The sequence below is a fragment of the Bacteroidota bacterium genome (genome assembly GCA_025059945.1).
Lineage (GTDB): Bacteria > Bacteroidota > Rhodothermia > JANXDC01 > JANXDC01 > JANXDC01.
Window position 1 is genome coordinate 118,422 of the sequence record JANXDC010000005.1, and the last position, 26,965, is coordinate 145,386.

19 protein-coding genes and 1 riboswitch are annotated in these 26,965 nt (G+C 62.3%); of the genes, 7 read left to right on the forward strand and 12 right to left on the reverse strand.

Going from position 1 to position 26,965, the window contains the following annotated elements; translation table 11 throughout:
- The first annotated feature begins 25 nt into the window (after positions 1 to 25).
- Genes NZ993_04470 through rsmA form a run of 4 tightly spaced genes read left to right on the forward strand, consistent with a single transcriptional unit; the run spans position 26 to position 5,139 of the window.
- Entirely contained in the window at positions 26 to 2,341 is a 2,316-nt protein-coding gene (locus tag NZ993_04470) for a BamA/TamA family outer membrane protein (GenBank protein ID MCS7155045.1), read from the forward strand.
- A 35-nt stretch (positions 2,342 to 2,376) separates the two neighbouring features.
- Positions 2,377 to 2,961 (forward strand): cyclic nucleotide-binding domain-containing protein, encoded by a 585-nt coding sequence (locus NZ993_04475; protein ID MCS7155046.1) that lies wholly within the window; start codon positions 2,377 to 2,379, stop codon positions 2,959 to 2,961.
- A complete protein-coding gene (rlmD, locus tag NZ993_04480) occupies positions 2,939 to 4,336 on the forward strand; it encodes a 23S rRNA (uracil(1939)-C(5))-methyltransferase RlmD (protein ID MCS7155047.1) in 1,398 nt (465 codons plus the stop codon). Before NZ993_04475 ends, rlmD begins: the two co-directional genes overlap by 23 nt.
- Positions 4,333 to 5,139: a 16S rRNA (adenine(1518)-N(6)/adenine(1519)-N(6))-dimethyltransferase RsmA gene (gene rsmA, locus NZ993_04485; protein ID MCS7155048.1), complete on the forward strand. Its 807-nt coding sequence runs from the start codon at positions 4,333 to 4,335 to the stop codon at positions 5,137 to 5,139. The genes rlmD and rsmA overlap by 4 nt, the downstream gene beginning before the upstream one ends.
- Here rsmA and NZ993_04490 read toward each other — a convergent pair.
- Genes NZ993_04490 through NZ993_04500 form a run of 3 tightly spaced genes read right to left on the reverse strand, consistent with a single transcriptional unit; the run spans position 5,136 to position 9,604 of the window.
- Positions 5,136 to 6,527, reverse strand: coding sequence for a sodium:solute symporter family protein (locus NZ993_04490; protein MCS7155049.1), 1,392 nt, complete (start codon positions 6,525 to 6,527; stop codon positions 5,136 to 5,138). The genes rsmA and NZ993_04490 overlap by 4 nt on opposite strands.
- A complete protein-coding gene (locus NZ993_04495; protein ID MCS7155050.1) occupies positions 6,506 to 7,195 on the reverse strand; it encodes a thiamine diphosphokinase in 690 nt (229 codons plus the stop codon). The genes NZ993_04490 and NZ993_04495 overlap by 22 nt, the downstream gene beginning before the upstream one ends.
- A 6-nt stretch (positions 7,196 to 7,201) precedes the next feature.
- On the reverse strand, positions 7,202 to 9,604 hold the full coding sequence (locus NZ993_04500) for a TonB-dependent receptor (GenBank protein MCS7155051.1): 2,403 nt from the start codon (positions 9,602 to 9,604) through the stop codon (positions 7,202 to 7,204).
- A 123-nt stretch (positions 9,605 to 9,727) separates the two neighbouring features.
- Positions 9,728 to 9,838: riboswitch (TPP riboswitch) on the reverse strand.
- A 132-nt stretch (positions 9,839 to 9,970) separates the two neighbouring features.
- On the opposite strand from NZ993_04500, the gene ndk reads away from it, so the two are divergent.
- On the forward strand, positions 9,971 to 10,396 hold the full coding sequence (gene ndk, locus NZ993_04505; protein MCS7155052.1) for a nucleoside-diphosphate kinase: 426 nt from the start codon (positions 9,971 to 9,973) through the stop codon (positions 10,394 to 10,396).
- Between the two features lie 18 nt (positions 10,397 to 10,414).
- On the opposite strand, the gene lspA is transcribed toward ndk, so the two are convergent.
- The 7 genes from lspA to NZ993_04540 form a co-directional block, all read right to left on the reverse strand.
- Entirely contained in the window at positions 10,415 to 11,017 is a 603-nt protein-coding gene (gene lspA / locus NZ993_04510) for a signal peptidase II (protein ID MCS7155053.1), read from the reverse strand.
- Positions 11,014 to 11,403: a TraR/DksA C4-type zinc finger protein gene (locus NZ993_04515; protein MCS7155054.1), complete on the reverse strand. Its 390-nt coding sequence runs from the start codon at positions 11,401 to 11,403 to the stop codon at positions 11,014 to 11,016. The genes lspA and NZ993_04515 overlap by 4 nt, the downstream gene beginning before the upstream one ends.
- Positions 11,404 to 11,416: 13 nt before the next feature.
- On the reverse strand, positions 11,417 to 14,581 hold the full coding sequence (ileS, locus tag NZ993_04520) for an isoleucine--tRNA ligase (GenBank protein ID MCS7155055.1): 3,165 nt from the start codon (positions 14,579 to 14,581) through the stop codon (positions 11,417 to 11,419).
- Positions 14,582 to 14,626: 45 nt separating this feature from the next.
- Complete coding sequence (locus NZ993_04525; protein ID MCS7155056.1) at positions 14,627 to 15,406, reverse strand: glycerophosphodiester phosphodiesterase; 780 nt, start codon at positions 15,404 to 15,406, stop codon at positions 14,627 to 14,629.
- Positions 15,407 to 15,409: 3 nt separating this feature from the next.
- Entirely contained in the window at positions 15,410 to 16,162 is a 753-nt protein-coding gene (locus tag NZ993_04530; GenBank protein ID MCS7155057.1) for a tetratricopeptide repeat protein, read from the reverse strand.
- 61 nt (positions 16,163 to 16,223) lie between these two features.
- Positions 16,224 to 16,895: a phenylalanine--tRNA ligase beta subunit-related protein gene (locus NZ993_04535; protein ID MCS7155058.1), complete on the reverse strand. Its 672-nt coding sequence runs from the start codon at positions 16,893 to 16,895 to the stop codon at positions 16,224 to 16,226.
- 2,151 nt (positions 16,896 to 19,046) lie between these two features.
- Positions 19,047 to 19,208, reverse strand: a complete 162-nt coding sequence (locus tag NZ993_04540) for a hypothetical protein (GenBank protein ID MCS7155059.1) — start codon at positions 19,206 to 19,208, stop codon at positions 19,047 to 19,049.
- Positions 19,209 to 19,537: 329 nt separating this feature from the next.
- On the opposite strand from NZ993_04540, the gene NZ993_04545 reads away from it, so the two are divergent.
- A complete protein-coding gene (locus tag NZ993_04545; GenBank protein ID MCS7155060.1) occupies positions 19,538 to 20,113 on the forward strand; it encodes a CvpA family protein in 576 nt (191 codons plus the stop codon).
- Between the two features lie 22 nt (positions 20,114 to 20,135).
- On the opposite strand, the gene NZ993_04550 is transcribed toward NZ993_04545, so the two are convergent.
- Together NZ993_04550 and NZ993_04555 are read right to left on the reverse strand one after the other, a co-directional pair.
- Positions 20,136 to 21,542, reverse strand: a complete 1,407-nt coding sequence (locus NZ993_04550; GenBank protein ID MCS7155061.1) for a hybrid sensor histidine kinase/response regulator — start codon at positions 21,540 to 21,542, stop codon at positions 20,136 to 20,138.
- 96 nt (positions 21,543 to 21,638) lie between these two features.
- A complete protein-coding gene (locus NZ993_04555; protein ID MCS7155062.1) occupies positions 21,639 to 22,049 on the reverse strand; it encodes a hypothetical protein in 411 nt (136 codons plus the stop codon).
- 186 nt (positions 22,050 to 22,235) lie between these two features.
- Between NZ993_04555 and NZ993_04560 the strand changes: the two genes are divergently transcribed.
- Positions 22,236 to 25,433, forward strand: coding sequence for a peptidase MA family metallohydrolase (locus NZ993_04560; protein MCS7155063.1), 3,198 nt, complete (start codon positions 22,236 to 22,238; stop codon positions 25,431 to 25,433).
- The last annotated feature ends 1,532 nt before the right edge of the window (positions 25,434 to 26,965 follow it).

The following is a 26,965-nucleotide window of genomic DNA, read 5'->3' on the forward strand; positions in this document are numbered from 1 at the left end:
CCAAAGCGAACAGATGCGCGTCCGCATGCGAGGCTGGTGGTGGCTCTGGATAGGACTCGGATTCGGAGGAACGGGCTGGGCAATGGCCCAGCCAGCACGCCCGCCCTTAGTGCGCGAGGTGCAGCTGGAGGGCAATCGGACCTTTGCCGATGAAGAGCTATTGCTTCTGCTGCAAACACGCCCTAACCGAAGGCTGCTTGACTTTCTACCCTGGCCCCGACTGCCGATATGGCTCTGGATGTACGAACTGGGTCAAAATCGTCGTCTGCCCCCCTTCTTGCGCCGGGTGCTTCTGCAGAGTGGTGAGCCCCCCCAACTGTTGGACACGGCCCGGGTCTCGGCCGACCGGAGAACCCTGGAGCGCTTCTACCGGCGCCGTGGCTTCCGCTCCGTACAAGTGGATACCCAGTTCGTATACCGGATAGGCGACCCCAGCCAGGTCACGGTGCGCTTCCGCATCCGGGAGGGGCCGCGCACGACCTGGTCGGATGTGCGCATCGCGGGCGCTCCCCCGGAACTGGAGACCCTGCTGCGCCGACCGCGCGGCCCTCTAAGGCCGGGTAAACCCTTAGACGAACTGCTGTTGGTTGAGGAGCGGGACCGAATTCTAAACTGGCTGCACGATCACGGATACGCGGCGGCCAATCTAGACAGCATCCGCGCCTACGTGACCGTCGATCCCCGGCGCGCTGAGGCGCGCCTGGAGCTTTCCATTCGAACCGGACCGCGCTTCCGCATCGGCGACGTGAGCGCATTCGTCGAAGGACCCCTTCCCCAGAGCCCCGCTCGCACCGATTCCCTGCGCTTGCCCGCCGACAAAAGCCCGGATGGACAAGCCCACTGGATGCGGGCGCACCTGAACGGGGAACCTTTTCTAGAACCCGGTGGCATCTGGCGGCAGCTCAAGTTCCAACCGGGGGAGTGGTACAACCGCTCCCGTCTGTTGGCGACCAAGCAGCAGCTGGCGAATCTGCCTCTGGTGGGGTTCGCTGACCTGACCGTGGCGCGCCCGACAACGAGGGAACAAACCCATCTACCGGTCCGGCTTGAGGTGCGCACCCTGCCTCGGCATCAGCTTGACGTGCAGGGTGATTTCATCAGCCGCGAGGGGATTGGTTTTAGCTCCGGTATTGGGTATCAGAACGCGAACTTGCTCGGAGAGGGAGAGCAGTTGGGCCTGCGTCTAAGCGGAAGCTTAGAATCCTCTGTGGCCTCTGGGCCTGCGCTGCGCCGCTTTGGATTCTTCGATCGTCTGCAGGCCGAAGCCCAAATCCGCTTTGAGCTGCCGTATTTGGCCTTTCCGCTTCAGCGCTGGGATGCCCAGGAGCTCCTAAGCAGCCGCATGGCCCTGGAGCTCTCCGGCGTGCTGGCCCAGCAACGCGAATATCGGATCTGGCCTCGGTGGACAATTCGCTACCGGGCCAACTTGCAGCACGACTGGGTCCGCTCGAGCCAATTTGATCTGCTGGAGCTGCTCTGGTCGGACGTGGACACGCTGCGCGGCTTTCGGCAGGCTTTCCTGCTAGGCTTGGACACGCTGGCCGGGGTGCCGGTGCTGGAAAGCTACCGGCCCTACGTGAACTCCGTGACCCGTTGGACGTACCGCTGGATCACGGCCAACCTGCTTACGCGTCGGACCGGCGTTTACCTGGAGGCCCTAGCCGAGCTAGGGGGTATAGCACCCTGGATTCTGGACCTCTGGGCCTACACACCAGGGATCCTGGAGGGCTCTCTGCCTAGCGTGGGCCGGGCCCGTCGGCTGAGTTATAGCCTTTATGCCAAACTGCAATTGGACGCGCGGCGCTATTACGCGATCTCAGAACGCGCCACCTGGGGATGGAAGCTCCTGGTGGGCGCGGGTCTGCCCTTCGGAGCACAACCCACGCTGCCTTTTGAGAGCCGCTTTTTCGGCGGCGGGCCCACGAGCGTGCGCGGCTGGGAATTCCGCCAACTCGGGCCCGGCCGACTTCGGGACAAAAGCCTACAGGCCACCGGAGCAGACATAAAACTGGAGGCGAGCCTGGAGTGGCGCACCGAGCTGTTGCGCAACTTCTTGGCCGCGAACTGGAACGCGGCCTTCTTCTCCGATGCGGGCAACGTCTGGTACGGCCCCCGCAACCCTGGGCCCGAGGCGGGCCGCTTTCGGTTTCCCGAATCGCTGGGTCAGCTGGCCTGGGGGGCCGGCTTGGGGCTTCGACTGGACTGGACTTTCGTGGTCTTCCGCGCTGACTGGGCCGTGCGGCTCTACGATCCCGCTATAGGAAGAGGCTGGCTGCCCTCTCGACCTGGCCAACGGGGCTTGTGGTGGACGCTGCACGTAGGCCTGGGGCAGGCCTTTTAGCAATAAACCCTCCTAACTTTGCGCAGGGAGTCCCCATGCAAACACGCCTCCTATGGCATCGCCTGAGCAGCTGGGTTCGCCCCCAGGACCCCTCTGAGATCGCAGAGGCCCTCGGTGCGCTCCAACGCACCCGCGTCCTACGTCACCTCACCGAAGCAGAACGAAGAGAACTGGCCTACGCTGGACACTTCCGACGCTTCAGCCCCCAAGAGGTGATCCACTATCAGGGCGACCCCGGCCTGGGGCTGTATCTGATCACCCGAGGGGTCGTGGAGCTGCTGGTGCAAACCCCAGTGGGTATGCAAGACGTAGCCACGCTCGGGGTGGGGCAGTTTTTCGGAGAGCTTACGCTCTTTGGACCCTACCGGCGTCTTTTCACGGCCGTGGCCGCCGAAGAGGTGCACGCGCTCTGCCTGTTCCGGCCTGATCTAGAGGCCCTGCGCAGCCGCCAGCCGGCATTAGCGGCCAAACTCTACGCGGGCTTAGCGGAACATCTGGCGGCCCAGCTCGTGCTCTTGCTACAGGGGCTACAAGAAACCCAGGGGACCCTTTCCGCCCTGCAAACGCTCTTACGGGTCTGGATGGATGCGGACGCCTATGGAGAGGGAATGGATCGTTGAGATCGAAAAGCCGGCCTTTGAGGGCAAGGGCTTAGGGCGAATCGACGGCCGGATCATCTTCGTGCCCCGCGCCGTGCCCGGGGATCGGCTTCGGGTGCGCCCCGTCAAGATCAAATCCCAGTACGCCGAGGCCGTAACGCTTGAGGTCCTGCGCTCCTCGCCGGACCGCGTTGAAGCCCCCTGCCGGCACTTCGGCCTCTGCGGGGGTTGCTCTTGGCAACACGTGCGCTATGAGGCCCAGTTGGCCTACAAACGGGAGCTTGTACGCGAGCTCTTTGTGTACCTCGGCAACCTAGACGGCTTGCCCGAGGTGCGCCCCGTAATTGGAGCCGATCCGATATTCGGCTACCGCAACAAATTGGAGTTCTCCTTTTCCCCGCGAAGGTGGCTATCAGCCGAGGAGATCGCCACCGGAGAGCCTCTGGACAAGGGCTTTGCGCTGGGCTTTCACCTGCCCGGCCGCTACGACCGAGTCTTGCACCTGGAGCGCTGCTGGCTAGCTCCGGAGCTAGGCAACCGGCTGCTTGCGGCCATCGGCCAGTACGTGCGCACTCAAGGCTGGAGCGTCTACGACCCGCACCGACAGAGGGGCTACCTACGCCACCTTGTGCTGCGCTTCGGCGTGCGCACCCATCAGGTGCTCGTCAACCTTGTTACGCACACCGATGAGCCCGAGCGCATGCAGGCCCTATCCGGATGGCTCCAGGAGACCTTCCCGGAGGTGAGCACGTTCGTCAACAACATCACGAGCCGTCCGGCGCAAGTGGCCGTAGGGGAACAGGAGCGCGTCTACCTGGGTCCGGGATATATCGAAGAGCAACTTGGGCCCTTCCGGTTTCGCATCGCGGCCAACACCTTCTTTCAGCCCAACACGCACCAGGCCGAGCGACTCTATGAGGTCGTGCGCGAGCTGGCCGAGCTTCGGCCCACAGATCGGCTCTTCGACCTGTACTGCGGCGCGGGTACGATCGGCATCTACTTAAGCCCGTGGGTGCGCGAGGTAGTGGGCATCGAACAGGTGCCCGTGGCTGTCGAAAACGCGCGCCAGAACGCGCTCCTTAACGGGGTGCGCAACGCCACCTTTTACTGCGGGGACGTACGCCAAATGCCCTGGCCTGAGCTCATGGCCGCTCACGGAGCCCCGGACGTGGTCGTGCTCGATCCCCCCCGATCCGGCCTGCACCCCGACGTGGTGCGCCTGTTGCTAGAGCTGGGCCCGGAGCGCATCGTGTACGTAAGCTGCAACCCGGCCACGCAAGCACGGGACCTTAAAGGGCTCATCACGCGCTATCGGATAGAGGCCATTCAGCCCGTAGACCTGTTTCCGCACACGTATCACATCGAAACCGTGGTTCGGCTCACGCGCCAGCCGTGAAACCTGAGCTGCGCCCCACCTGGAAGCCCCGCAAGCGCTGGGGGCAGCATTTTCTGCGCGATTTGCACGCGGCCCGTCACATCGCCGCCTTAACGGAAGCCGGTCCGGCGGACTGGGTGATCGAAATCGGCCCCGGAACAGGTTCGCTTACGGTTTGGCTTCTGGAGCGCACCCCACACGTGACGGCCCTGGAAATCGACCCCCAAGCCGTGACGCAGCTGCGCCGGCGGCTTCCGGAGCTCGACGTGCGCCAAGCGGACGTGCGGGATCTGAACTGGCCGGCCCTGCTTGAGGAGCGCCCGCAACGACCCATTCTCTGCGGCAACCTCCCCTACTACCTGGGCTCCTGGATCGTGCGCATGGCGCTGGAGAACCGAAACCGGCTGCGCGCAGCCGTTTTCACCCTGCAACGCGAGGTGGCCGAACGCCTTACCGCCTCCGCCGGCACGAAGGCCTACGGGAGCTTGAGTGTGCTGGCGCAGCTTTGGAGCCGACCGGAGCTCTGCCTTCGACTGCCTCCGGGGGCCTTCTATCCCCCTCCGAAGGTGGAAAGCGCCGTCGTGCGTCTTGTCTTCGACCGGCCCGAGCTCCCCGTGCGGGACGCCTTCGTAGAGCAGCTGGTGCGCGCGGCCTTCGCCAGGCGACGCAAGACGTTGCGCAACAACCTGCGCTCGCTACCGTTGCCGGAGAAGCTGCTCCTGCGCTACGGGAACAGGCGCGCCGAGGAGCTTTCGCCGGAGGTCTTCGTGGAACTAGCCCAAGCCTATGAGGTCGCAAGCCGGCAGACGGGTCCCTCCCCCTAAAGAGATCCCCGAAAAAGGCGCTCGCGCACAAGGTTCGCCAGCCAGAGCAAGACGCACCAAGCCAGGCCCGCGTACAGGGGCTCAATACCCCCCCAGTAACCCTCTGGCCTTCGGGCTAGCGCCATCCAAAGCAGCGCGCAAAGTGGGCCGCCTATGAGCATTCCAAGCGCGATCATCCGAGAAGGACGCCAACGCGCAGCATAGGCCCCCAGCGTAGGCAGAAGCAGCCCCGGAATCATGAGCGTGCCCAGCGTATACCAAATCGCGATCACCCCGGGGGCCCATAGCGCGATCAGAAGCGCAAGCAAAAGCGTGGCCAGCAGGCCCACCCGAACATACGTGCCAGCAGGCCATCGGGCATGCCAACGGCCCAAGACTTCAAAACCGAGCATCTGCGCCGAAAGCAACAGGTAACTGTCCACCGTGGACATGATCGTGGCCAATAGACCCACCCAGAAGAGCCCCTTTAGCCCCGGCGGTAGGGCCTGTTCGGCTAAGGCGGGATAAGCCAAGGCGGGATGCGCTAGCTCCCTCAGAAGGGCGCGTGCGTACAAACCGGCCGCGGTGGTGAGAGCATCGAAGAGAACCCAGAACAGCACCGCGCCCAAAATGCCCTTTCGGGCCGTCTCGGGAGAGCGAGCGGCCAAAACGCGCTGATGAAAGCCCGGATCTACGAACGTCCACAGGGCCACGAAAAACCAGACAAGCACATACCCTAAACCCTGCCCGCCGTCCCAGGACCAGTGGCTCGGGGGCAGGGCCGAGCGCAGAAACGCCCACCCTCCGTACTGCAGCACAAGCCAAGGCACGATAAGGCCAAAGCCTAGGTACATGAGCCCGAACTGCCACGCGTCGGTGCGCACCACAGCCCGGAAACCGCCCGTCCACACGTACGCCCCCGAGGCCACAGCCCCCAAAAGAAGCGCCCACACGAAGGGCAGCCCGGTTGCCGCCTGCACCAGCAGGCCCAACATATACACGTACGGCGCGGGGCTAGCCAGCACGGCGCTCCAGAGGGCGCCCAGAAGACCTGCCCACGGTCCATAGACGGCTCGCAGCCGATCGGGCACGGAAAGGGCCCCGCTGCGCCGGATGGGCTCAGCCCAAAACAAGGCGAAAAGCAGGGCGAACACGTAGTAGGGTAACCCGAAAACGAGCCACTGGGAGATGCCGTACCGGTAAGCGTACTCCCCCACCCCCAGGATGCCCCCATACCAGGTGGAGACAAGCGTGGCCACGAAAGCAGGGGCCGTAAGCGCGCGCCCGGCTAGCAGAAAATCCTCGGCTGCTTGACTTCGGGCGCGCGCCCTCCAGAACCCCCGGTAGAGGACCCACAGCGCGTAGGCGCCCACAAGCGCCCAGTCGATCAGGTGCAACCGGAAAGGCATCGCAGCTGGGGCTCCAGGCGGGCCCCCGACCGAAACCCCGCTCGGCTCGGGTGGGTGATGAGGATCAGCAGATCACCTCGCTCCAGGCGCACGCGTGCAGGACGGGCGCTAAGCTCGTTTGAGGATCCATCGCGCACCCCGTTCTCCAGCGCCTCCCCTCTTAAAGCCCATCGCAAGCCCTCGGTCCAGATCCCTTCGGCGCGTCCGGACAGCGGGAAAAGGGACACGGGAAGCCCCACCGGGCCGTCGAAGATGAGCTCCTGTCCCCCTCGGATAAGCTCGATGCGATGGTCTTCGTCCTCTAACCAGATCCGTTCAAAACGCGGCTGAAAGCGCCGCATCACGGACAGGTTCTTGAGCGTGTGATCCAGACGCCGGCCTGTGGCGCCGAGCACGACAACCTGTTGGACCCCCTGGCTGAGGACCCAGGCCAGGGCTTTTTCCAGATCGTTCGTCTCCTGGTCTGGGTCCCGCACCAGAAGCGTCCTGCCCTCGAACTCGCCTTGGTAGCTGTCCATGTCTCCGATGATCGCATCCGGAACTAGACCCCAGCGCGCCGCCAGGCGAGCTGCGCCGTCTGTGACGACAAAACAGCCCGAGCGTCGCAAATGCCCCCGCAGGCGGCGCTTGCGGGGGGGCTGTCCATCGGCCAGCACCAGCGCGCGCATGGCCCTCTATAACTCCAGCTTCAGCCCCGCGTATACGGCGCGCGGCGCGGCCGGGAAGAAGTTGTCCGCCCCGAAGCCCGTCGTCAGGTAGCGCCGGTTTGTGAGGTTGCTCACCTCCAGGTTCAGGCGCGCGCTCAGGCGATCGGCCCACCGCAGCCGATAGGTCAGTCGGGCGTCCGCAACCGCATAGGCCTCTACGTAACGGGCCGGATCCCGGGATCCTGAATTATCCGTATGATGGGGCCCTACGTGCCGGGCTAGCAGCTCCAACTCCCAAGGGCCGCGCTGATAGCGCAAGGTGAGGTTGGCCAGCCGCTCCGGGGCGCTAGCGATCGGGTTGCCGTCGCGCTTTTGAGGCTGGGCTTGGTCGTCGTATTCCGTAAAGCGCACAAAACGGTGGCGGCTTAAGGACATGTTTCCCAGCAGATCCAGCCCTCTGGCCAGGCGCAGGCCACCCTCCACCTCCAAACCCAGATGGCGCGTGCGCTCGGCGTTGCCCATCCGGGGCTGGCCGTACAGGTCCAGGCCGCCGGATTTGACGATCTCATCCCAGAACTCCATCCAGTAGCCGTTGGCCGCAAGCCAAAGCGCCCCCTGGCGATAGCGTGCGCCCAGCTCCCAATTGAGCAGCCGCTCCGGCTTGACGAGAGGTCTCCTGAAATCCAACGACCCGTCAGGACGCCGAGCGAAGTGGGGCTGCTGGCCCAAGGAAGAGGCCTCCGCATCGTAGATGTCCTTTAGCCGGGGCTCCCGGCTCGTGTAGGCCAGGCTCGTATAGAGGCTCACCTGCGAGGAGAGGTTGTAGTGCAGGCCCAACTTCGGGTTGGCGAAGCGGTAGGGCACGCGGAAATCGTTTCCGACGTACTTTTCCGCGTACAGCCGGTACTGTTGCCAGACAAGCTGCAGATCCCCCGTCAGGGTGAGCGCCTCCACGGGGCGCCAAAGCTGACTAGCGTAAACGGAAAGAATCCGTTTGGCGCCCTTGTACTCGTAGTAGCGCCGATCGGCCGCACCCACCACGTCCGGCGGCAGGCCCGTTCCGGCCTGGATCCGCCCCCAATGCAGGGACTCATGCCCGCGAAGCTCCGCCCCGAACACCAGACGCCCCCACGAGGCGGTAAGCTCCATGCGAGGCAACCAGCCCACCTGATCGTTGTCCACGTAGGCGCGGATGATAAGATCCCGGGGGATCTCCCGCACATCGGGCCGATCCTGCAGCCGAAAGTACTCCTTGGTCCCCCAGGATCCGTCGAAGTCGAAGTATCCATCCCCGGACACGTAGAAGGCCGTGTTGTAGAGCGTAAGGCCGGGGCGCAGTCGCCACTCGTGCAAGGCCATGATCTGGGGCTGGTGGAACCACTCCCGGTCGCGCGAAGCCGCCCCGTAGTTGGTGCGGCGCTTTTGGGGATCCCGGTTATACGCCTTGGGGATCCCATAGAAGGCCAACCCGTCTTCTTGCGGGCCACCAAAAGCCTGCACCTTCCAGGTGGTTCGCTCTCCGTAGCCGGCTACCCCCACAAAGAAGCGCCAAAAGCGGGTCCAGGACCACTGCCGGTATCCGTCGGAGCGCACATGGCTAAAGCGCCCATAGAGGGCATAGCGACCCCCGCCCCAAGTGGTCTGCCCCGTCAGCGTGTAGCGCTGCGTGCGAAAGCTTCCGTAGCCGAGCTCGGCGCTCAGAGCGGGACGGCCGCCAAAGAAGCGCGTCACCAGGTTAATGGAACCCCCGATGGCGGGGGGGCCATAGAAGGCCGCCCCCCCGCCTCGCTGCACCTGTACATCTTCCAGAGAGCCCGCCAGGTCGTAAAAGTTGATCCAGTAGACGTTGTGATCTTCGGGATCGTTCTGCGGCACCCCGTCGATGAGCACAGAGATCCGGCGCTGATCAAAGCCCCGGATGCGCAGGTAGTTGTAGCCGAGCCCGTTGCCGTTTTCCGAGTGCATCATCACCGCTGGCAGCGCCGAAAGGACCGTGGGCAGATCCCGGACGGCCGTTCGGGCCTCCAGCTCTTGGCGCGCGAGGTTGCTGAACGTGATCGGGCTTTCCCGCTCACGGCCCCGCGTAGCCGTCACCACGACCTCTGGAGCCGATATGGCCCGGCTGGAAAGCTCCGCGTCCAAGCGCCGAACCTCGCCTGGAGCGAGCTGAACGGGGATTTCCACGGAAGCATAGCCTAGGAAACTAAAACGCACCCGATATGAGCCGGCCGGAAGGCCCGCTATCGCGTAGCGGCCCTCCCGATCCGCGGCCGAACCCCATGGGGTGCCGAGCACCAGCACCGTGGCCCCTGCCAGCGGGCGACCGGACTCCGCCTCCCGGACCTGCCCCTCGAGCCGGGCCCGATCTTGAGCGCCGGAAGCGCTGAAAAACGCGTGCAGCAGCAAAAACGCGACGAGCAAACGCCACATGGCACGTCTCCTTCATGCGTGACGGTTAACGAATACCGGGAGACGTGCTGGAGGTGAAGATCACCTGCCCAGAGGAGCGGCATAAAAAACCGCCTTCCTTCCGGGCAAGGCGGCGAAAAGACCGGCTTTTGGGCCGTGCTTTCCCTTCGCCGGCATGACCCGGATCAGGTTCAAAGGGTATGCTCTCAGCCCCCGCTCCGTTTAGGCGAAGCGAGGACACCCCCAGCACGGCGCAAAGCATCCGTAAGCTTTGGCCGTTGCCAAACTATCCCCCTGGCCTCCGAAAAGTCAAGTCTAGCCCAGATCGGCGCGACGTCCTATCTTTACGGCCGTCCACCTGAGTGAGCCAGGAGTCCACCTATGGCGATAGAGCGCACCCTAGCCATCCTGAAGCCGGATTGCGTGCGGCGCAACCTGATCGGGGAGGTAATACGACGCATCCAAGAGGCGGGTTTTCGGATCGTAGCCATGAAAATGGTACGCCTAAGCAAGCCCGTAGCGGAGGGCTTCTACGCCGTGCATCGGGGGCGGCCGTTTTTTGAGGAGCTCACGCGCTTCATGTCCAGCGGCCCCTGCGTGCCCATGGTCTTGGAGCGCGAAAACGCCATCGAGGCCTTCCGAACCCTAATCGGGGCCACGGACCCGGCCAAGGCCGAGCCGGGCACGATACGGGGCGATCTGGCCACAAGTGTCGGAGAAAACCTCGTACACGGATCGGATTCTCCGAAAAGCGCGCAAATCGAGATCGCCTACTTCTTCTCCGAAGCCGAACTAGCGGGCATGTGGGCCTAGCGTTTCGGCAGCGCCCTCTTAGGAAGAGACCCTGGAGGCCGACTCCTGAGCGGGGTGGGGTTCAAAAAAACGCTTCTGGAAAACGAAAATCGTCACCACACCCGTTACGATGGCCACATCGGCCAGGTTGAAGATCGGCCATAGGGCCACGTAGTGGCCCAGAACCTCCCCACGCCATAGGTCGATGTGCAGGTAATCGACCACGCGACCTTGAAAATAGTCGCCATAGCCGAACCACTTGGCGTAGAAGATGCGATCGACCAGGTTGCCGACCGCCCCGCCTAAAATAGAAGCCAAAGCCAGGCGATAACCCAGCCGGGCATGCCGGACCCGGTAAAGGTAGAGGCCGATCCCCAGCGTGGCTGCGATGGCCATGAACGTCACCCAGAGGCCGTCCCCGATGCGCAAGCCGAAGGCGATTCCGGGGTTCTCCGTGTAGGTGAGCCGAAAGATCGGCCCCAGCACCTCGATCGATTGACCCAGGTACATCTGGGAGCGGACCAGCCACTTGATCAATTGGTCCGCAAGCACGATTCCGAGGCTTAGCCACAGCACGCGCATGGGGTTTTCATCTGGACCTAAGGCCGGTTGTACGCGTTCCAGCAACCAGGAGCGCATCATCCACCTTGCTGGCGTCTTTTGCACTCGATGCAGATCTGCGTATGGGGCACGGCCTCTAGACGGCCCTTTTCGATAAGCCGGCCGCATTCGCGGCAGATTCCGTAGGTGCCACGTTCGATGCGCTCCAAGGCCGCATCCAAGTAGCGCAGAAACTTCTCGGCCCGCGCGATAAACAGGTAGTTTTTCTCCCGCTCCATAGCATCGGTGCCGGCGTCGGCCATATGGTAGGAGTAGACGGAGTCCACCTCGCCTAGCTCCGTATCCTCCAGCACCGCATGGCGCATGAGGTCTAGATCCTCCCGAATCTGAGCTTTCTTGCGCAAGATGAGCTCCTTAAAATAGGCGAGCTCCTGGGGAGAATAACGGGGCGCGCTCTGTTGGTTCATGCTCGGTCTCCCTTTATGTTGTCAAAAGCCGCCGCACGGCGATGCGGCATCCGTTGCCCTCGATATCCCAGTCCCGCACAAGATCCCCCGGCTCCAGCCCGGCTTGCAAGACCTCGGCTAGGGTCTCCCGCTGCACGTAAGCGGCTTGGGCCTCTAGCGCAGCAGCGAGCTCCGGATCGGCCTCGAAGAAAATCGCGATGCGGTCTGTGACGGCATATTCAGCTTCCTTGCGCATCTGCTGCACGCGGTTTACGAACTCCCGAGCCAGACCCTCGGCGCGCAGTTCGGGCGTTATGGTCGTGTCCAGGGCCACCGTGAGCTCTCCTTCGGACTCCACCAGCCAGCCCGCGATGTCCTGCCGGATGACCTCTAATTCTCCGGGCTGCAACACGACACGCTGGCCGTCTACGGTCAGCTCCAGATGGCCGGTGGCTTCGTAAGTAGCGATCTGATCCGGGGCGAGCGTTCGCGCGGCTTCGGCTACGGCCCGCATCCGAGCCCCTAAGCGGGGGCCTAGGAGGCGGAAGTTGGGTTTGACGCTCTTTTGCACGAGCCCCGAGTCGTCCTCCACGTATTCGAGCGTCTTAACGTTGACCTCATCCAGGATGATTTCCCGCATTTCCTCTATAGCCGCCCGAGCCTCGGGATGGAGTCGGGGGATCAGGATGCGGCGCAAGGGTTGGCGCACGTTGATCCCCGCTCGGTTGCGCAGACTCAGCACAAGGGAGACCACACGCCGGGCCAGTTCCATGCGATATTCCAAAACGGCGTCGATGGCCGTTTCCTCCACAACCGGAAAGAAGGCCAAATGTACGGACTCATAGGGCTCGCGCCCCGTAACGCCGTTTAGGTTCTGATAGAGCCATTCGGCGAAAAAAGGCGCGATCGGAGCCATGAGCTTGGCCGTGTTGAGCAGGCACTCATAGAGCGTCTGATAGGCGGCCACTTTATCCAGGCCCATATCGGACTTCCAAAACCGGCGGCGGTTGCGGCGCACGTACCAGTTGGAAAGTTCGTCCACGAAGGCTTCGATCGCGCGCGCCGCGCGCGTGGGATCGTAATCCTCCAAATAGCCGTCCACGGCTTTGATCGTGGAATTAAGCCGGGACAGGATCCACCGGTCCATCTCCGACCGGCTGGCCGGGGGCAGACGCTCGCCTTGATAACAGAAGCCGTCCACGTTTGCATACAGGGCGAAGAAGTTGTACGTGTGCAGAAGCGTGCTGAAAAACCGACGCTGCACTTCTTGGATGCCCTTAACGGAGAAGCGCAGGTTTTCCCAAGGGGGGCTGTTGGCGATCAGGTACCAACGCGTGGCATCGGCCCCGTACGTGGCGAGCACCTCAAAGGGGTCCACCGTATTGCCCCGGCTCTTGGACATCTTCTCGCCCCGCTCATCCAGGACGAGGCCGTTGACGACGACGTTGCGAAAGGCCACGGAGTCAAAGAGCATCACGGCCAGGGCGTGCAGCGTATAGAACCATCCGCGGGTCTGATCTACGCCCTCGGCGATGAAATCCGCGGGGAAATGAGCCTTGAACCGGTCACGGTTCTCGAAAGGGTAATGCCACTGCGCATACGGCATGGCGCCGGAATCGAACCAGACGTCTACGAGATCCGGCACCCGACGCATGGTCCCCTCTTGACAGCGCTCACAGGGCCAGCTGATGGCGTCTACGTAGGGCCGATGCAGGTCGAGTTCGGCCTCTGGGCTCAGCCGACCCCGACGCCGCAGCTCCTCGATGCTGCCCACGCAGGTCTCGGCTCCGCAGCGATCGCAAATCCAAATCGGCAACGGCGTGCCCCAAAAGCGGCGCCGGCTCAGAGACCAGTCCACGTTGTGTTCCAGCCACTGGCCAAAACGGCCGGATCCGACGCCCTCGGGCCGCCAGCGGATGGAGCGGTTCAACTCCACCATGCGCTCCTTGAAAGCCGTGGTCCGCAGAAACCAGGATTCGACCGGATAGTAGAGCAGCGGCGTGCCATGCCGCCAGCAGTGCGGGTAGCTGTGCCGGTGGGTCTCGGCCCGGAAGAGTCGGCCGCGCTCGCGCAGCAGGCGCACGATCGTGCGATCGGCGTCCTTAAACCACTGCCCAGCCACCTCGGCGACGCAGGCCTCAAAGGTGCCATCGGGCCGAATGGGGTTGAAGAAGGGCAAATCCTCGGCGCGGCCCACCTCGAAATCCTCGGCGCCGAAGGCGGGGGCGATGTGCACGATTCCGGTCCCTTCTTCATAAGAGACAAAATCGGCCGCCACTACGCGCCAGCAAGGGCGATCGGGCTTGAGATACGAGAACGGAGGCTCGTAAGCGCGCCCCACGAGTTGACGACCCTCCAGGCGCTCGACCACCTCGTAGGCGTCTCCGAGCAGGTCCAGGCGAGCCTCGGCCAGGATGAGCTCCTCTTTCGGGCCCTGCGCCCCCCGCTGTTGGGCACGCACATACACGAGATCCGGCCCGACGGCCAGCGCGACGTTCGCCGTAAGCGTCCAGGGCGTAGTGGTCCAGGCCAGAAGATGGGTGTTCGGGGCGTCCCGCAGCGGAAAGCGGACGTATACAGAAGGGTCCTCCACCTCTTCATAACCTAGGCCCACCTCGTGCGAGGACAGGGCCGTGCCGCATTTGGGGCAGTATGGCTGGATCTTGTATCCCCGGTAGAGCAAGCCCCGGTTATAACACTGCTGCAGGATCCACCACAGGGTCTCGATGTAGCGGTTGTCGAAGGTGATGTACGGATGCTCTAGATCCACCCAATAGCCCATGCGCCGGGTGAGCTCATCCCAGAGCTCTTTGTAGCGGAGCACAGATTGCCGGCAATGGGCGTTGAAGGCGGCTATGCCGAAACGCTCGATCTGTTCCCGTCCTTGAATGCCCAGCTCCTTTTCGACCTCGATCTCCACGGGCAAGCCGTGCGTGTCCCAACCGGCCTTGCGCAGCACGCGATAGCCTTTCTGGGTCCGATAACGACAAAACAGATCCTTGATCGTCCGGGCCATAACGTGGTGAATGCCCGGCCGACCGTTGGCCGTGGGAGGTCCCTCGTAGAAAGTGAACTCAAGCCCTCCTTCCCGAGCAGTGAGGCTCTTCTCAAAGATGCTATTGGCCTCCCACCAAGCTAAGATCTCCGCTTCCAGGGTAGGGTAGTGTAGGGACTTAAACTCCGGGAAACGTCGCTGCATAACCGCGCACCGCTTTTGCAAAAGCGACATACAAGCTACGAAAAATCAGCCCGGACCGCCAAGGTCCTCGGGGAAGCGATCCGGATAGCCCGTTATGATCCCATCGGCCCCGGCCCGAAGCAGACGGCGCATCGCATCTGGATCGTCAACCGTCCAATACTGCACGCCCAAGCCCTGCGCCTTAAGCCAGCCGATCCAAGCCGAACTGTCGAGCCGGATCAGACCGAGACCTTCGGGAGGATACCGAGGCGGAATCTGGACCAAAGCGAAGGGCCAAGGGGGGCGACCTAGCTTCAGTCGGAGCCATAGGACTTCACGATAGCCGGCGCTGGTTGCGACTTGCGGCATGAGGGCGCGAAAGCGCCGTAGCTGGCGCGTGTAAAAGGAGCCCACCAGGAGGCGATCTTGATCGGCCCTTCCGCGCAGCAAGCGCACCAGCGCCTCAACCGCTTCGGGCCGGCTTTCTTTTAATTCGATCGTGAGGGGCACTTCGGGAAACGCCTCCAGGACCTCTTCCAGCAAGGGGATGCGCACACCCCGGTCCCGAAACGGAAAAGTGCGGCCTCCGTCTGGGGAAAACCTGTAGCCGGCATCCAGCCGGCGAAGCTGTGCGTACGGGTAGGCGCGCACGGGGCCACGGCCGTCTGTAGTGCGCTCCAGGGTGGCGTCATGCAGCACGACGAGCCGTCCGTCGGCACATAGCCGCACGTCGAGCTCCAGCCCGTCGGCTCCGAGCTCCAGCGCCCGGGCGAAGGCCACCAGGGTGTTTTCCGGGGCGTGCCCGGAGGCGCCGCGATGGGCGATGTTCCGAGCCCAACGGGGCACAGGTCAACTGGCTTTTTTAAGGAGTTCGCGGGCCTCAGCCCGGTATTCGCTGTCCTTGACGTCTACGGGGGGCATTTGGAGGGCCCGCTCCAGGACGGCTCGAGCCTCCTGTTTGCGGCCCAGCTCCAGCAGGCTTTTGGCTAACTCGACCCGATGCCGAATGGCATCCCGGATCCGCAGGGCGCGCTCAAGATGTTCCACCGCTTTTTCGTAAGAGGCCTCCGGCAGGCCGCCGTATACGATCCGCACGATCGCACGGGCCATAAAGCCCAAGCCGGCCACCTCATGGTGCCACCGGCCCAAGATGTGGTGCAGATCGTCGTCGTTCGGGTTAAGGGCCAGGGCGCGCTCCGCGCTCTCCTTGACTTGCCGGGACATCTCGATTTTCGTGCGGGTATCGGAGATCAGCCCCACGCGACCAGCCGCGATGGCCACGTATTTGTGCGCGTCTGCGCTGCGGCCGTCCGCGGATACGGCCTTCCGGGCGTGTTCCAGGGCCTCCAGGTAAAGCTTGCGCTGCGTTGCGCGCTCGGAAACGCGCTCGCCCCAATCGACCTTAGCCCGCGCTAGCCGCCAAAGCACCTCCGCACTGCGGGGCTCTAGCTGATGGGCTCGCTCTAAGACCGACAAAGCCTGGGCAAACTGCCCCTGCGCGCGCAGCGCATCGGCCTGCGCTACGAGATCGAGCGCAGATTGCGCTCCGGCGGCCCGGATCGAAGCCAGCGCGACCGCCCATGCCAACACGAGAGCTCGCATGACCACGCCTCCCCTGTAGATGTTCGAAGAAGATAGGCGCTTTAAGGCGACGGCGCTAGGCTCACGAAAACCCATAGCAGGCCCGGTGACGCAGGCGCGCCTCTGGGGCCGTGCGAAGCAGCAGCTCAGCAAACTCCTCCAGCAGCGCTTCGACCGATGAGCGGGCCTCCGAAGGCGCATACACGGCCGCGGCCACCCGACGCGTGCCGGGCTCGATTTTCGTCGCCAGCGCGTCCTTGACAGGGCTTACGATGGGGCGCTCCTGCTGACCCACAAGAGCACAGCCCACCAGAAGATCCTCAAGCTCGAGTGTCTGTCCGGAAGCGTTGAAGACGTACCGCTCCCCCGAATGCCCGACGCGGAAGCGGTAAGCGCTCGTTCCGGCCTTGTCCACATCCCAAAGCGAGATCGGCAGCAGGTGTTTGAGGCTTAAGTAGTTGCTTATGTCCACAACGGTGTTGATCCGCGGAAACCGACCTTCCTGCGCCTCTCGCAATAAGTACTCGCTGGCCGGTTTGGCGCGTCCGGTGGGTTTGTAGCGGCCATATCGGAGCAGATCCCGCACAGACCGTCGACGCGCCTCTAGCTCCGGCTCTAGGGACCCGGAGCGAACGCGCGCAAGCAGCGTCTCAAGGCGCCTCTCTAGCTCCAGCAGCTCCGCATCGGGCCGCACGCCCTCGGCGTACAACACGCCAATGCCCACGGGTTTGGGCAGCTCTACAAACACCTCCACGGCGTAGCCCCCATTTTTTGACGCCCTCAATATAGCGTCGCCCGCCCCAACCGGATGGCCCATCCTGTCCTGCTCCTCGTCCCCCAGGAGGTGCGCTGTGTGCGCGCTCCGCCGCGCCCTGCTGAGCTTTGGGATGATGTGCGAGACCGATTCACAACTCCGGGGAACAGCTCGCGCTCGCGCGCAGGGTCTCGGATCTTGTGAGCCTGGACAACTTGATCCTCACCGGGCCTACTGGCCTGCGCAGACGCACTCTCGGAACGCGCCTTAAGGGCCAATATGCGCAGCCGACTTCGAGGTCGAGCTGAAACCGTTCCGGCTGCCCTCGGCATACACGGACCCGCAGCTCCGAAGCGCTTAGTCGTGCTGCTCAAGCTAGCCCACAACCCGAATGGCCCCCCGAGCCTGGTTTCGGGTCTCATTCGATCGGACACAGGGGTTCGGCCACACCGTAGGCCCATGAGCAGCGAGGCGACCGGCAGAAGAGCCCTAACAACCGCCCCGTCCCCTCAACGGGGATGCCCTTATGAGCAGGCAGCAGACATGCCTGCTCTTGGGCTCTTGCGCCGCGGAAATCCGCACCCCTTTATCGATACCCTGAGGAGACATGCGACGGGTTCTTCCCCCGTACGCAATCCCGGTCGATCTTTTCATGCCGGCTTCCGACTCGGGCCCGGCTCGGGGTGAGTAGGCTACCTACGTTTTCGGCTGCCGCGCAGGGGGCATAGGGCCCCCCATCCATACTGCCCACAGCATCGGAACGCTAGCCCATCCTCAATGGGGCCATCGGTATGGCGTTCGAGATCTGAGCGGGGGCACTACCGAGGAACTTTTCCCAGAACGCGAGGACGACACGGGGGTCAGCTTCCAAGCGGCGATCGAAGGCCATTGGGTGATCCCTCAGATCAGAAACAATGGCCTGGTATAGGAGTCGGTGCTACCCGATTACTGTCGCCTGTTTACCTCCGCCATCACCGGGACCCACACCGAGGCCAAGCCCTGATGAGGCCATTCGGAGCACACGGCATCGAAGTCCGCCTGATCCCAGTGAGCGTGACAATGCGCGATTTTGCGAAGCCGGCCCCAGAGCGTGCGCTTACCGGAGCGGTGCTCGGGTGCTCTTCCATTTCCCCTATCTGTGCGGAGGCTCCTGAAGCCAGAGGTGCCCTTGACCCCACCTGCTTCGAAGGAGCCCCCCGAGCCTACATAAGAACAGAGCCAATCGGCCCGCGTATGGTGGGAGCCGTTGGGCCTCCGATCCCTCCCGGTGGTCCATGGGGTGTGCTGCACAGAGGACCCCTTAAAGGGGCTGCATATGTGGCTCATGGAGCCTCCGATACGAGGATCGCCAAACTCCTGCGCCAGGGCGCCTCTGGGCACCTTAAGGAGAGCTTTTCGCAGGGCCGGGAGCGAATCCCTTCTGGTATAGGCTTGGGGAGCGCAACGGACACCCACGCCTTCGGACAGCATAGTGCGCGCAGAGGGTGCGTGGCTTTGGGACCCGAGTCCCCGCAGAGGTCACGGCTTACTGGGCCCTCTGGCTCGGGCGAAAACAGCGCTCAGGCTACCTTAGGGTGCCGCGCACCGGCCAGCTGGGGCATATTCCGCCACGTCGCTTTGTCCAAGAAGGGGATACGTGGATCGCTGGCAAGAGCGTAGCCGCCCGGGCTGCGGATGCAACCAGTCGGACTTGGCGCCCTCCATGTGCAGAGCGCTACAAAGGGCCCGACGGTGCTAGCCCTCTTCTGTACGTTCCAGAGGCAACCTTGCCTGTGGAGCCGGATATCGCGTCGGCTCTTCCGATCTTTCCGCTGCAATAAGCGCGGTGCGCGTGTCGAGGAACTTCGAAGCCCTCTTAAACCGGTCGAAAACGGCCCGCGTTTCGCTCAATCGGCCTCCCCCGCAGAGGCTTTGCCCCGGAAGAGGCCCGCGGCTTTCGGGGCAAAAGTTACGCTCCGGAGAAAAGCATGAGCGCATGCGGTGTTTTTCGCCGATGATCCGTGGTTTGGGCTTTCCGAAGAGGGCCCGGAGCAGGGTATCGCGCTTGTTCAGACCCGAAGCCGGGGCGCTCGGAACCGCAAAACATCAGCGGGCCCTCGAACATGGGCCCGCCGACGGCGAGGAGGGGAAGGCTAACGAGGCCAAACGGTGCTAGTTATACTGAAACTCCCGAATCCGGGTTAGCTCCTGCCTGGATTCCCAGCTGGGATGACGCGAGGGCCGACGCGGGACAATGTTAGCGATGATCGTCAAAAGCAACCCATAAACGTACACCGTGCTTACGATCACAGCGGCCAATAAAACGGTGGTCATCCGTGGATCCTTTTCGCTGCCTTCCAGGACAGTGGGGTCAACAAACGTACCGCTGCCCGCAGCCACGATTTTAGACACACTTGAGCCACCGGGCGCAGAGGCGAAGGGTAATTCCGTAAACGCCGAGCGAAGTTTCGAAAGCGCAAACCAGCGCCACCCCTGAAGACCAGCAACCCCCAGGTACTGCCCTCAAAGCCACAAAGCCCCCCGATCCTCTGGACCGATGATATCCGGACAAGCGATGCCCCATTTGCAGCCACCGCGCAGGGCAGCCTAGGACTCGGGCATCGTATCTTAAGGAGGGGCTGCTTCGGCGCTCTTTAGGGAGCATGAAGCTGGTTGGCCAGCGGAGCATGAACGGCCTAGATCTCGTCCTGCTCCTAACTCTGGGCTGGGCCCTGTATAGGGGCTTACTCCGAGGATTTTTCCGGGAGATGGCGGGCTACGTGGGGCTAGTCTTGTCGGTAGTGGCGGCTACCGAGCTGCTTCCATCGGTTTCGGATTGGCTGCTTGCCCGCTGGCCCTCCCTAGAGCGCAAGTGGGGGTCGGTCCTGGCGTATGCTGTACTGTTGGCGGGTGGACAGACTCTGACGCACCTGTTAGCCCGATGTGCCGGGCTACTGCTGCGCACTGCGGGCTTGGGATGGGCCGATCGACTGGGGGGCGCGCTGGTCGCCTTGCTGCGAACGGCGCTCGGCCTCAGCTTGTTGCTCTGGCTACTAGGCGCCATAGGGCTGCCGCCGCAGGCTTGGCGGGAGCGTTCACGCTTGCATGGTCCCCTGTTACGCGTCGCCCCCTGGACCTATGAGCTCGTTGTAGGCCTGCTGCCGGGGGCGTCCTCTTATCAGCAGCAATTGGAACGGGCGTTTCAGGCGTTCAACCCATTGGGCAAGGAATCCCCCTGATTCGAACCGGATGCACCTCTGATCAGCTAGCGGCAGCCCGCTTGAGCCGAGCGGTTTTGACGGCGATACGCACCTCATCCAGCTTAAAGGGCTTGTGTAGGAGCACATCGACCTCGGGGCAGGACTCCTCAGTGGGATCCAGGTAACCGGTCACGAGCACGATTCCGACCTCGGGCCACTGGGCGCGAATACGGCGCGCTAGTGTGCGGCCGTCCATATGGGGCATGCCCAAATCGGTGAAGACGAGCTCGAAGGGAGCGCGCGCCAACTCTCGCAGGGCTTCTTCGCCGGAGGCGGCCTCCACCACCGTGTGTCCTTCTAGGCGCAGCAGTTTGGCTAGTACAGCGCGCACGGCCGGCTCGTCGTCTACCACGAGCATCCGACCTGGTCTTCGGGGATCGCTACGCTCCGCAAGCGAGGGCGGGATCGGAGCGCCTGCGGAGACGGAGGGGGCCGTAGGCGCCGGCAGAGCAGACAGCCTGGGCAGGCGCACTGTAAAGCAGGCACCTTGTCCTGGAGCGCTTTTCACTTCAATCTCACCCCCCAGACGCTGCACGATGTGCCGGCTTATCGTCAGGCCCATGCCGGTGCCCTGGGAACCTTTCGTCGTAAAGCGAGGCTCAAAAATGCGCGGCAGCACCTCTGGGGCGATCCCTGGGCCTGTGTCCTCGATCTCCACCTCAATCCAGGGCCCACGAACCCGGCTTTTGAGCCGCACCAGGCCCCCGGATTCGGCTAGCGCGTCTATGGCGTTAAGCAGCAGGTTTAAGAAAACCTCCCGCAGCTCAGCTGGCCTGGCCAGCACGAAGGAGGTCTCGCTCAGATCGGCTTCAAGCCGAATGGAAATCCCCCTTTGCTGCGCCTCGTTGTGCCAGCGGGGACGCGTAAGCTCGATACAGGCCTCCAGGATCTGCCGCAGCTCGATGGGCTCGGGACGGACTTCTTGCTTGCGCAAAAACTCTCGTATCCGGGCCACGATCGCCGCTCCGTCGAGAGCGGCTTGTTCGATCGTTTTCAGGTAGGGGTTGGCCGCCCCCTCTGGGCTCTGGCGGAGTAGCTGCGTGTAACCCAGGATGCTGCTCAGTAGATTGTTGAGGTCGTGCACCACCCCGGCGGTAAGCTGGCCCAGCTTAGCAAGATCCGCCGCCTCCCCTCCTAAAGGTCCCGCCCAGACCAATAACAAAGGGGCCAACGTGGCGCTGCGAATCGGGATCAACCGCACCTCAGCCGGTCTGGCCTCCTGCCCCCAAGGCAGCACCAGTACTTGCGCCTCCGCTCCCTCTCTTGCGGCGCGCTCTAAAGCCTCGTATAGCAGCTCCTGCGCCTCAGCCGGGACGTAAGCCCGCAGATGCAACCGATATCCGGAGGGATACCCCCCTAGCACGGTCCCGTCTGAGCTGCACAGCAGTATGGCCCACGGGTCGAGCATGACGCTTTAAATATAAGCGGCCAGCCCCACCCAAGGCGCCTTACGGGATAGGCTTCAAAGGTCCTGCACACCCAAAACCCAGGGGACTTGAGGGGACTAAGGTTCCGCACCCTCCTGAAAAGCTTGTTCCAGATAGGCCGTGTCGGGCCTGATTACGCAGATAGCCAGATATCGCGTTCCCTCATCGTCTACGTAAAAGGCCACCAAGCGCAACCGCTCTGGCCCTTGGGGCTCAAGCTTGTACTGCGTCCCCTCGCGGTCTTTATAAAGCAGGGGATCGTCTGCGGTCAGAAGACCCATTTTATGAAAATCAAAACCCGCAAAACTAAACCCGCCCCCGCCCAGATCCCGGGGTGTACGATAGTAAGCGCGCGCCTGAGTGGCGGTTTGCAGGCAAAACAGATAGGCCCTATCCCGACGGTGTTCGATCTCCTGCACGCGAAAGGCCTGGATGCCCACCACAATGGCCAGAGCCACCACCATCGCGCCCAGCGCGAAGGCCAGCATGTGCCCTTGCCCCATAACGATAACGACCCTCAGGAGTGTGGAGAACGACGCTCAAGGGCAAACAAAAAATGTTCCCTCTTCGAAAAGGTCACGGTTGCACCCCAGGAACGGAGGTTGTTTCTTAAGCGTTGGTATCGCAAACATGGGCCTATGCGTCTAATCCGCAAACCCAAGCCGAGGTCGGCCATGTGGCGTTTTCTGATCGCCCTCTGCGCTCTTGGACTTGCTAGCGGCGCCGCTCAAGCGCAGTACTTCAGTTTCGGGCAGAACAAGATTCAATACCGCAAATTCGACTGGAAGTACATTCAATCCAAGCATTTCGACGTGTACTTCTATTCCGGGGGCGAGTATCTGGCCGACTTCACGGCCCGAGCCGCCGAGGAGGCTTACGAACGTATCCGGAAACTATTTCGCTATGACATCACGAACCGGATCCCGATTATCGTCTACAACTCGCATACGGACTTCCAGCAGACGAACGTGCTGGACATGAACATCCCCGAAGGTGTAGGCGGAGTGACGGAGCTCTTCAAAAACCGCATCGTGATCCCCTTCGAAGGCGATTATCGACAGTTTCGGCACGTCATCCACCATGAGCTCGTTCACGCCGTGATCAACGACATGTTCTACGGGGGCTCCTTGCAGTCCGTGATCCAAAACAACATCCAACTGCAGATCCCCCTGTGGTTTAACGAAGGCCTGGCCGAATACTCCCCGCTGCGCTGGGATTCGAATTCGGATATGTTCATCCGAGACGCGATTGTCCACAACTACTTATCCCCCATCCCAGCGTTGGACGGGTACTTCGCCTACCGGGGTGGTCAGTCCGTCTGGGACTACATCGCCCAGCAGTACGGAGAGGAGAAAATCGGGGAGATCCTGCAGCGACTGCGTACGAGCCGAAACGTGGAGCTGGCCTTTCGGCGCGCCATCGGCATGGGAGTCATGGAGCTCTCTGAGCGTTGGCAGCGCGCCCTCAAAGTCGTGCACTGGCCTGAACTAGCGGCCCGCGAAGACATCGAAGATCTGGGCCGACGCATCACAAGCCGGCGCAACGCGGGCACCTACAACACCAGCCCCGCGCTCTCTCCCAAAGGGGATCTGTTGGCCTTCATCACGAACCGGAATCTGTACTTCGACATCGTGCTGGTATCCGCCCTCGACGGCCGCTCGTTGGGCAAACTCGCCTCCGGAGAGATCAACCCAAATTTCGAACAGCTCAAAATCCTCACCCCTAATCTCACCTGGAGCCCGGATGGGAGCACGGTGGCCGTGGCGACATATGGCGAAGGCATGGACGCGATCGCGCTTATCGATGTCAAAACCCGGCGCGTGCGCCGAATCCCGATCCGAGATGTGCACGTGTTCTCGGTGGATTGGTCTCCGACGGGCAACCAAATCGCCTTTATGGGGATCCAGAATTACCGGTCGGACATCTGGCTCTATGACCTCTCGACAGCTCAGCTGCGCAATCTGACCGATGACGTCTTTTCGGACTCCGATCCGGCCTGGTCTCCGGACGGACGTTACATCGTCTTCAGCTCCGACCGGGGCGAACAAACCGAGCCCGGCCGACACCGAGAGCGGTTTTCTATGTTCGCCTACAACCCCCAGCAGCTGGACCTGTACCGGATCGAAGTGGCCACAGGCCGGATGGAAAGGCTCACCCGCACGGCCCATGCGGATGAGACCCGCCCGCAATTCGGCTCCGACCCCGATCGGGTGCTGTTTATCTCCGATCGCAACGGGATCTACAACGTCTGGGAGCTCAACCTGAGGACGGGCCAGGAACGCCCCATCACGAACGTGCTCACCGGCATTCAGCAGATCTCTGTCTCCAACGACGGCAGCCGCATGGCCATGACTGCGCTGCGGGAGGGATATCTGGACATCTTCGTGATGAACAACCCCTTCGGCCGACGCACAGCGGAAGGGGCTTACAGGCCCACCGTCTGGGGGCAGCGCATGCTGCGGGAACGTCGGGATACGCTGCAGGCTCCTGTGCTGGCCTTGGCCACAGCCGAGCTGTTGCAGCGCAACCCGCTTTTGCGCGCCGTCGCGGGCTCGGGTTCGCCACCCACCACGGCCCCAGACAGCGTGCGCACGGCTGAGGCCCGCCCTGATACATCTGCCTACGGAAGGCTGCGGGTGGACTTCCGCAACTACGTCTTTGGGGAGGCCTTCCGGGAGGCCGCCGCGCGATCGGAGACCGCGGACAAATTCAATCCCGTGGAAGCCGTGACCGATAGCGGCCAGTTTATCGCCCGCCCCTACCGGATCAACTTCACAGCCGACCTCATCTATGGATCGGCCGGATACGACGTCGTCTACGGCGTGCAAGGGGTGACCCAGATGCAGTTTAGCGACCTTATGGGCAACCACCAGCTGTTTCTGGCCACCAACCTGCTTATCGATCTGCGTAACAGCGACTACTTTCTCTCCTACCGCTACCTGCCCCGACGCACAGATTACGGCTTTCTGCTCTTCCACACAGCCCGCATCTTCCTGGACTATTCACCCGATGGGCTATACATCGACTACTACCGCTATCGCACCTACGGGGTCGGAGCCTCGGCCTCCTATCCGTTCGATCGGTTCCGGCGCCTGGATGCGGACTTCTCCCTGGTCACGATCTCCCGCACGAACATCTCAAGCCCTCTGGCAGAGCCCACGCAGCGGGTCTCGTTTCTGTATCCGGCCCTGACCTACACGGTGGATCGCAGCATCTGGGGATATACCACGCCGGTGCGGGGCACGCGCTATGCCGTAAGCCTTACCGGTAGCCCGCCACTCTGGTCCGGAGCCCTGCGCTTCGTAAGCGTCCTGGCCGACGGACGACGGTACTGGATGCTCGGCAGCCCCTGGTACACGATCGCGACCCGTCTGGCTGGCGGCGCTAGCTTCGGACCCGACGCGCAGCTGTACTACATCGGAGGTGTGGAGGGATGGCTTAACCCCATCTTCTCCTACATGCAGTTCCCGATCACCAAACTCAGCGACTTCCTTTTTGCCACCCCTATACTGCCCCTGCGGGGGTTCGATTTCAACGCGGCTAGCGGCAACCGGTTTGTGCTCTGGAACACGGAGTTCCGCTTCCCCCTGTTCGCCGCTATCGTGCCGGGACCGGTGCCCATCCTGCCCCTCTACAACCTGCAGGGGGTGTTGTTCTGCGATGTGGGGGCCGTGTTCCGGAACGCGGACTTTCGGATGTATCAAATCAACAACCGGGGAGAACAGGTCTTCCGAGACCTGTACGTGGGGGCCGGCTTCGGGCTGCGCACGATCCTGCTGGGCTTCCCTCTAAGGCTGGACTTCGCCTGGCCGTATGATGGCCAACGCTTCGGGCGCAGCAAAACTTATATTTCGATCGGTCTGGACTTCTAAGTCGACCCCCCAGCCAAAAGACGACATATAAGAGGCGGACTACGTCTCTGCGTGCCCTGTCTTTTTCTTGCTTAGTTGCATCGCCATTTTTTAGCTTTAAAAACTAGTTGAGAAGGATCCCGAACTGTGGCTGGCCCTGGAGACCTTTGTCTGGTTTTATGAGCTCAATATTTTGTTTGACCGATACGCCCACTTGCTTCTAGGATCAAATCACGCAAATCCGCTCGGCTAAAGCGCCGCACCGCCTCTTGCGCCCCTTCTGTTGTGCGCATAAAGCGCAGGGCCAAGCGCATGTTTGGCGCAGGATTAATGATGTAGTCCAGCTCACCCTAGAAGGCTCTAGCAACGTTATCTTCAACGTTGTAAACGGCTGTTGCGTGATCGCCATTCGTCCAAAGGTCTACAGCTGAGGGCGGGCCTAGGCCGCTAGTGTACAACATAAACCTACTCCCCTTTTAAGTGTGCCAGCTTGCTATAGGCAGGGCTTTAGCCTTGCCGCCCGCAAACAAAAGTACTTCAAGGCCCGTTTCTGTGCTGCGCAACCCCAAAATAGGGGTGCACCCGTTTTCTTTGCCACCTTCCCCGCCTAAAAGCGCCAGCACATAGCGCCTAGCGATAAGCGCAAGGCCCTGCTCTAGCGCTTCATGTTCAAGCGTAGCCCAGGTTTGCGCTTCTATGCCTGTTTTTTCCGGCGTTTCCGCTAGCGCAAACAGTTCCAGTACATAGCTATTTGTGCCCTGTTCTGGGCCCAGCCTATAGGGCCAGAACCCAAACGTGGCATTGCGGGCCCCCCATAATATGCCGGTACAGGGGCCATAGATTGGGCTCAAGTAACACATAGGCTTCCTGTAGTGTTGCTGGCGTAGTGGGTTTACTAGACTTCAGCCCATTAACCTATGTAGCCTGCGCACCCGTGCCTTTGCCAGCAATGTAGCTGGCCGCCTGCGTTAAAAAAGGCTTTTGGCATGGGCAACTTCCATGGTATGTACTGTCACAAAGCCGCTTGCAGTGTCCTTGCGGAGAAAGAAACCCTTTTGGGGGCTTAACGCGGCAAATAATCCGTCCCAAGCTTCGTCCTCCAAATCCATAAAGGCCCAAACGCGAAAATCTAGCCCTTCCAGCAGGGCCCGCGGTGAAAAAGCGGAATCCAACCGCACCTGCGGCGCTATGTTTTTGGAGAGGCAAAAGGTGCATGACGTAAGCCATAGTGCCCTCCCCTTGTTTATGGAATGGCAAAAAGGAAAAGCTTATCGGCCCGCCTCCCTTCGCTTGCAAATAGAGGCGGAACCCTTGCGGTTTGTCAGGGGGTGTGGGGCACAAAAATGAAAGTTTTTGCTGTGAGCCCCCCGATAGGGGAATTAAATTTCTTTTAATCTTCAAAGCCGTTTTGTGCCTCAACAACAGGCCCAATTGCACAACAAAACAAAACCCCCGGCCTTGGGCCGGGGGTTGTGCTGGGCTACTGGCGCAGGCTACCGGTTCCGCCATTAGTTCTTGCGTATCACTGCATGCGCATCGGGCATGGCCACGAT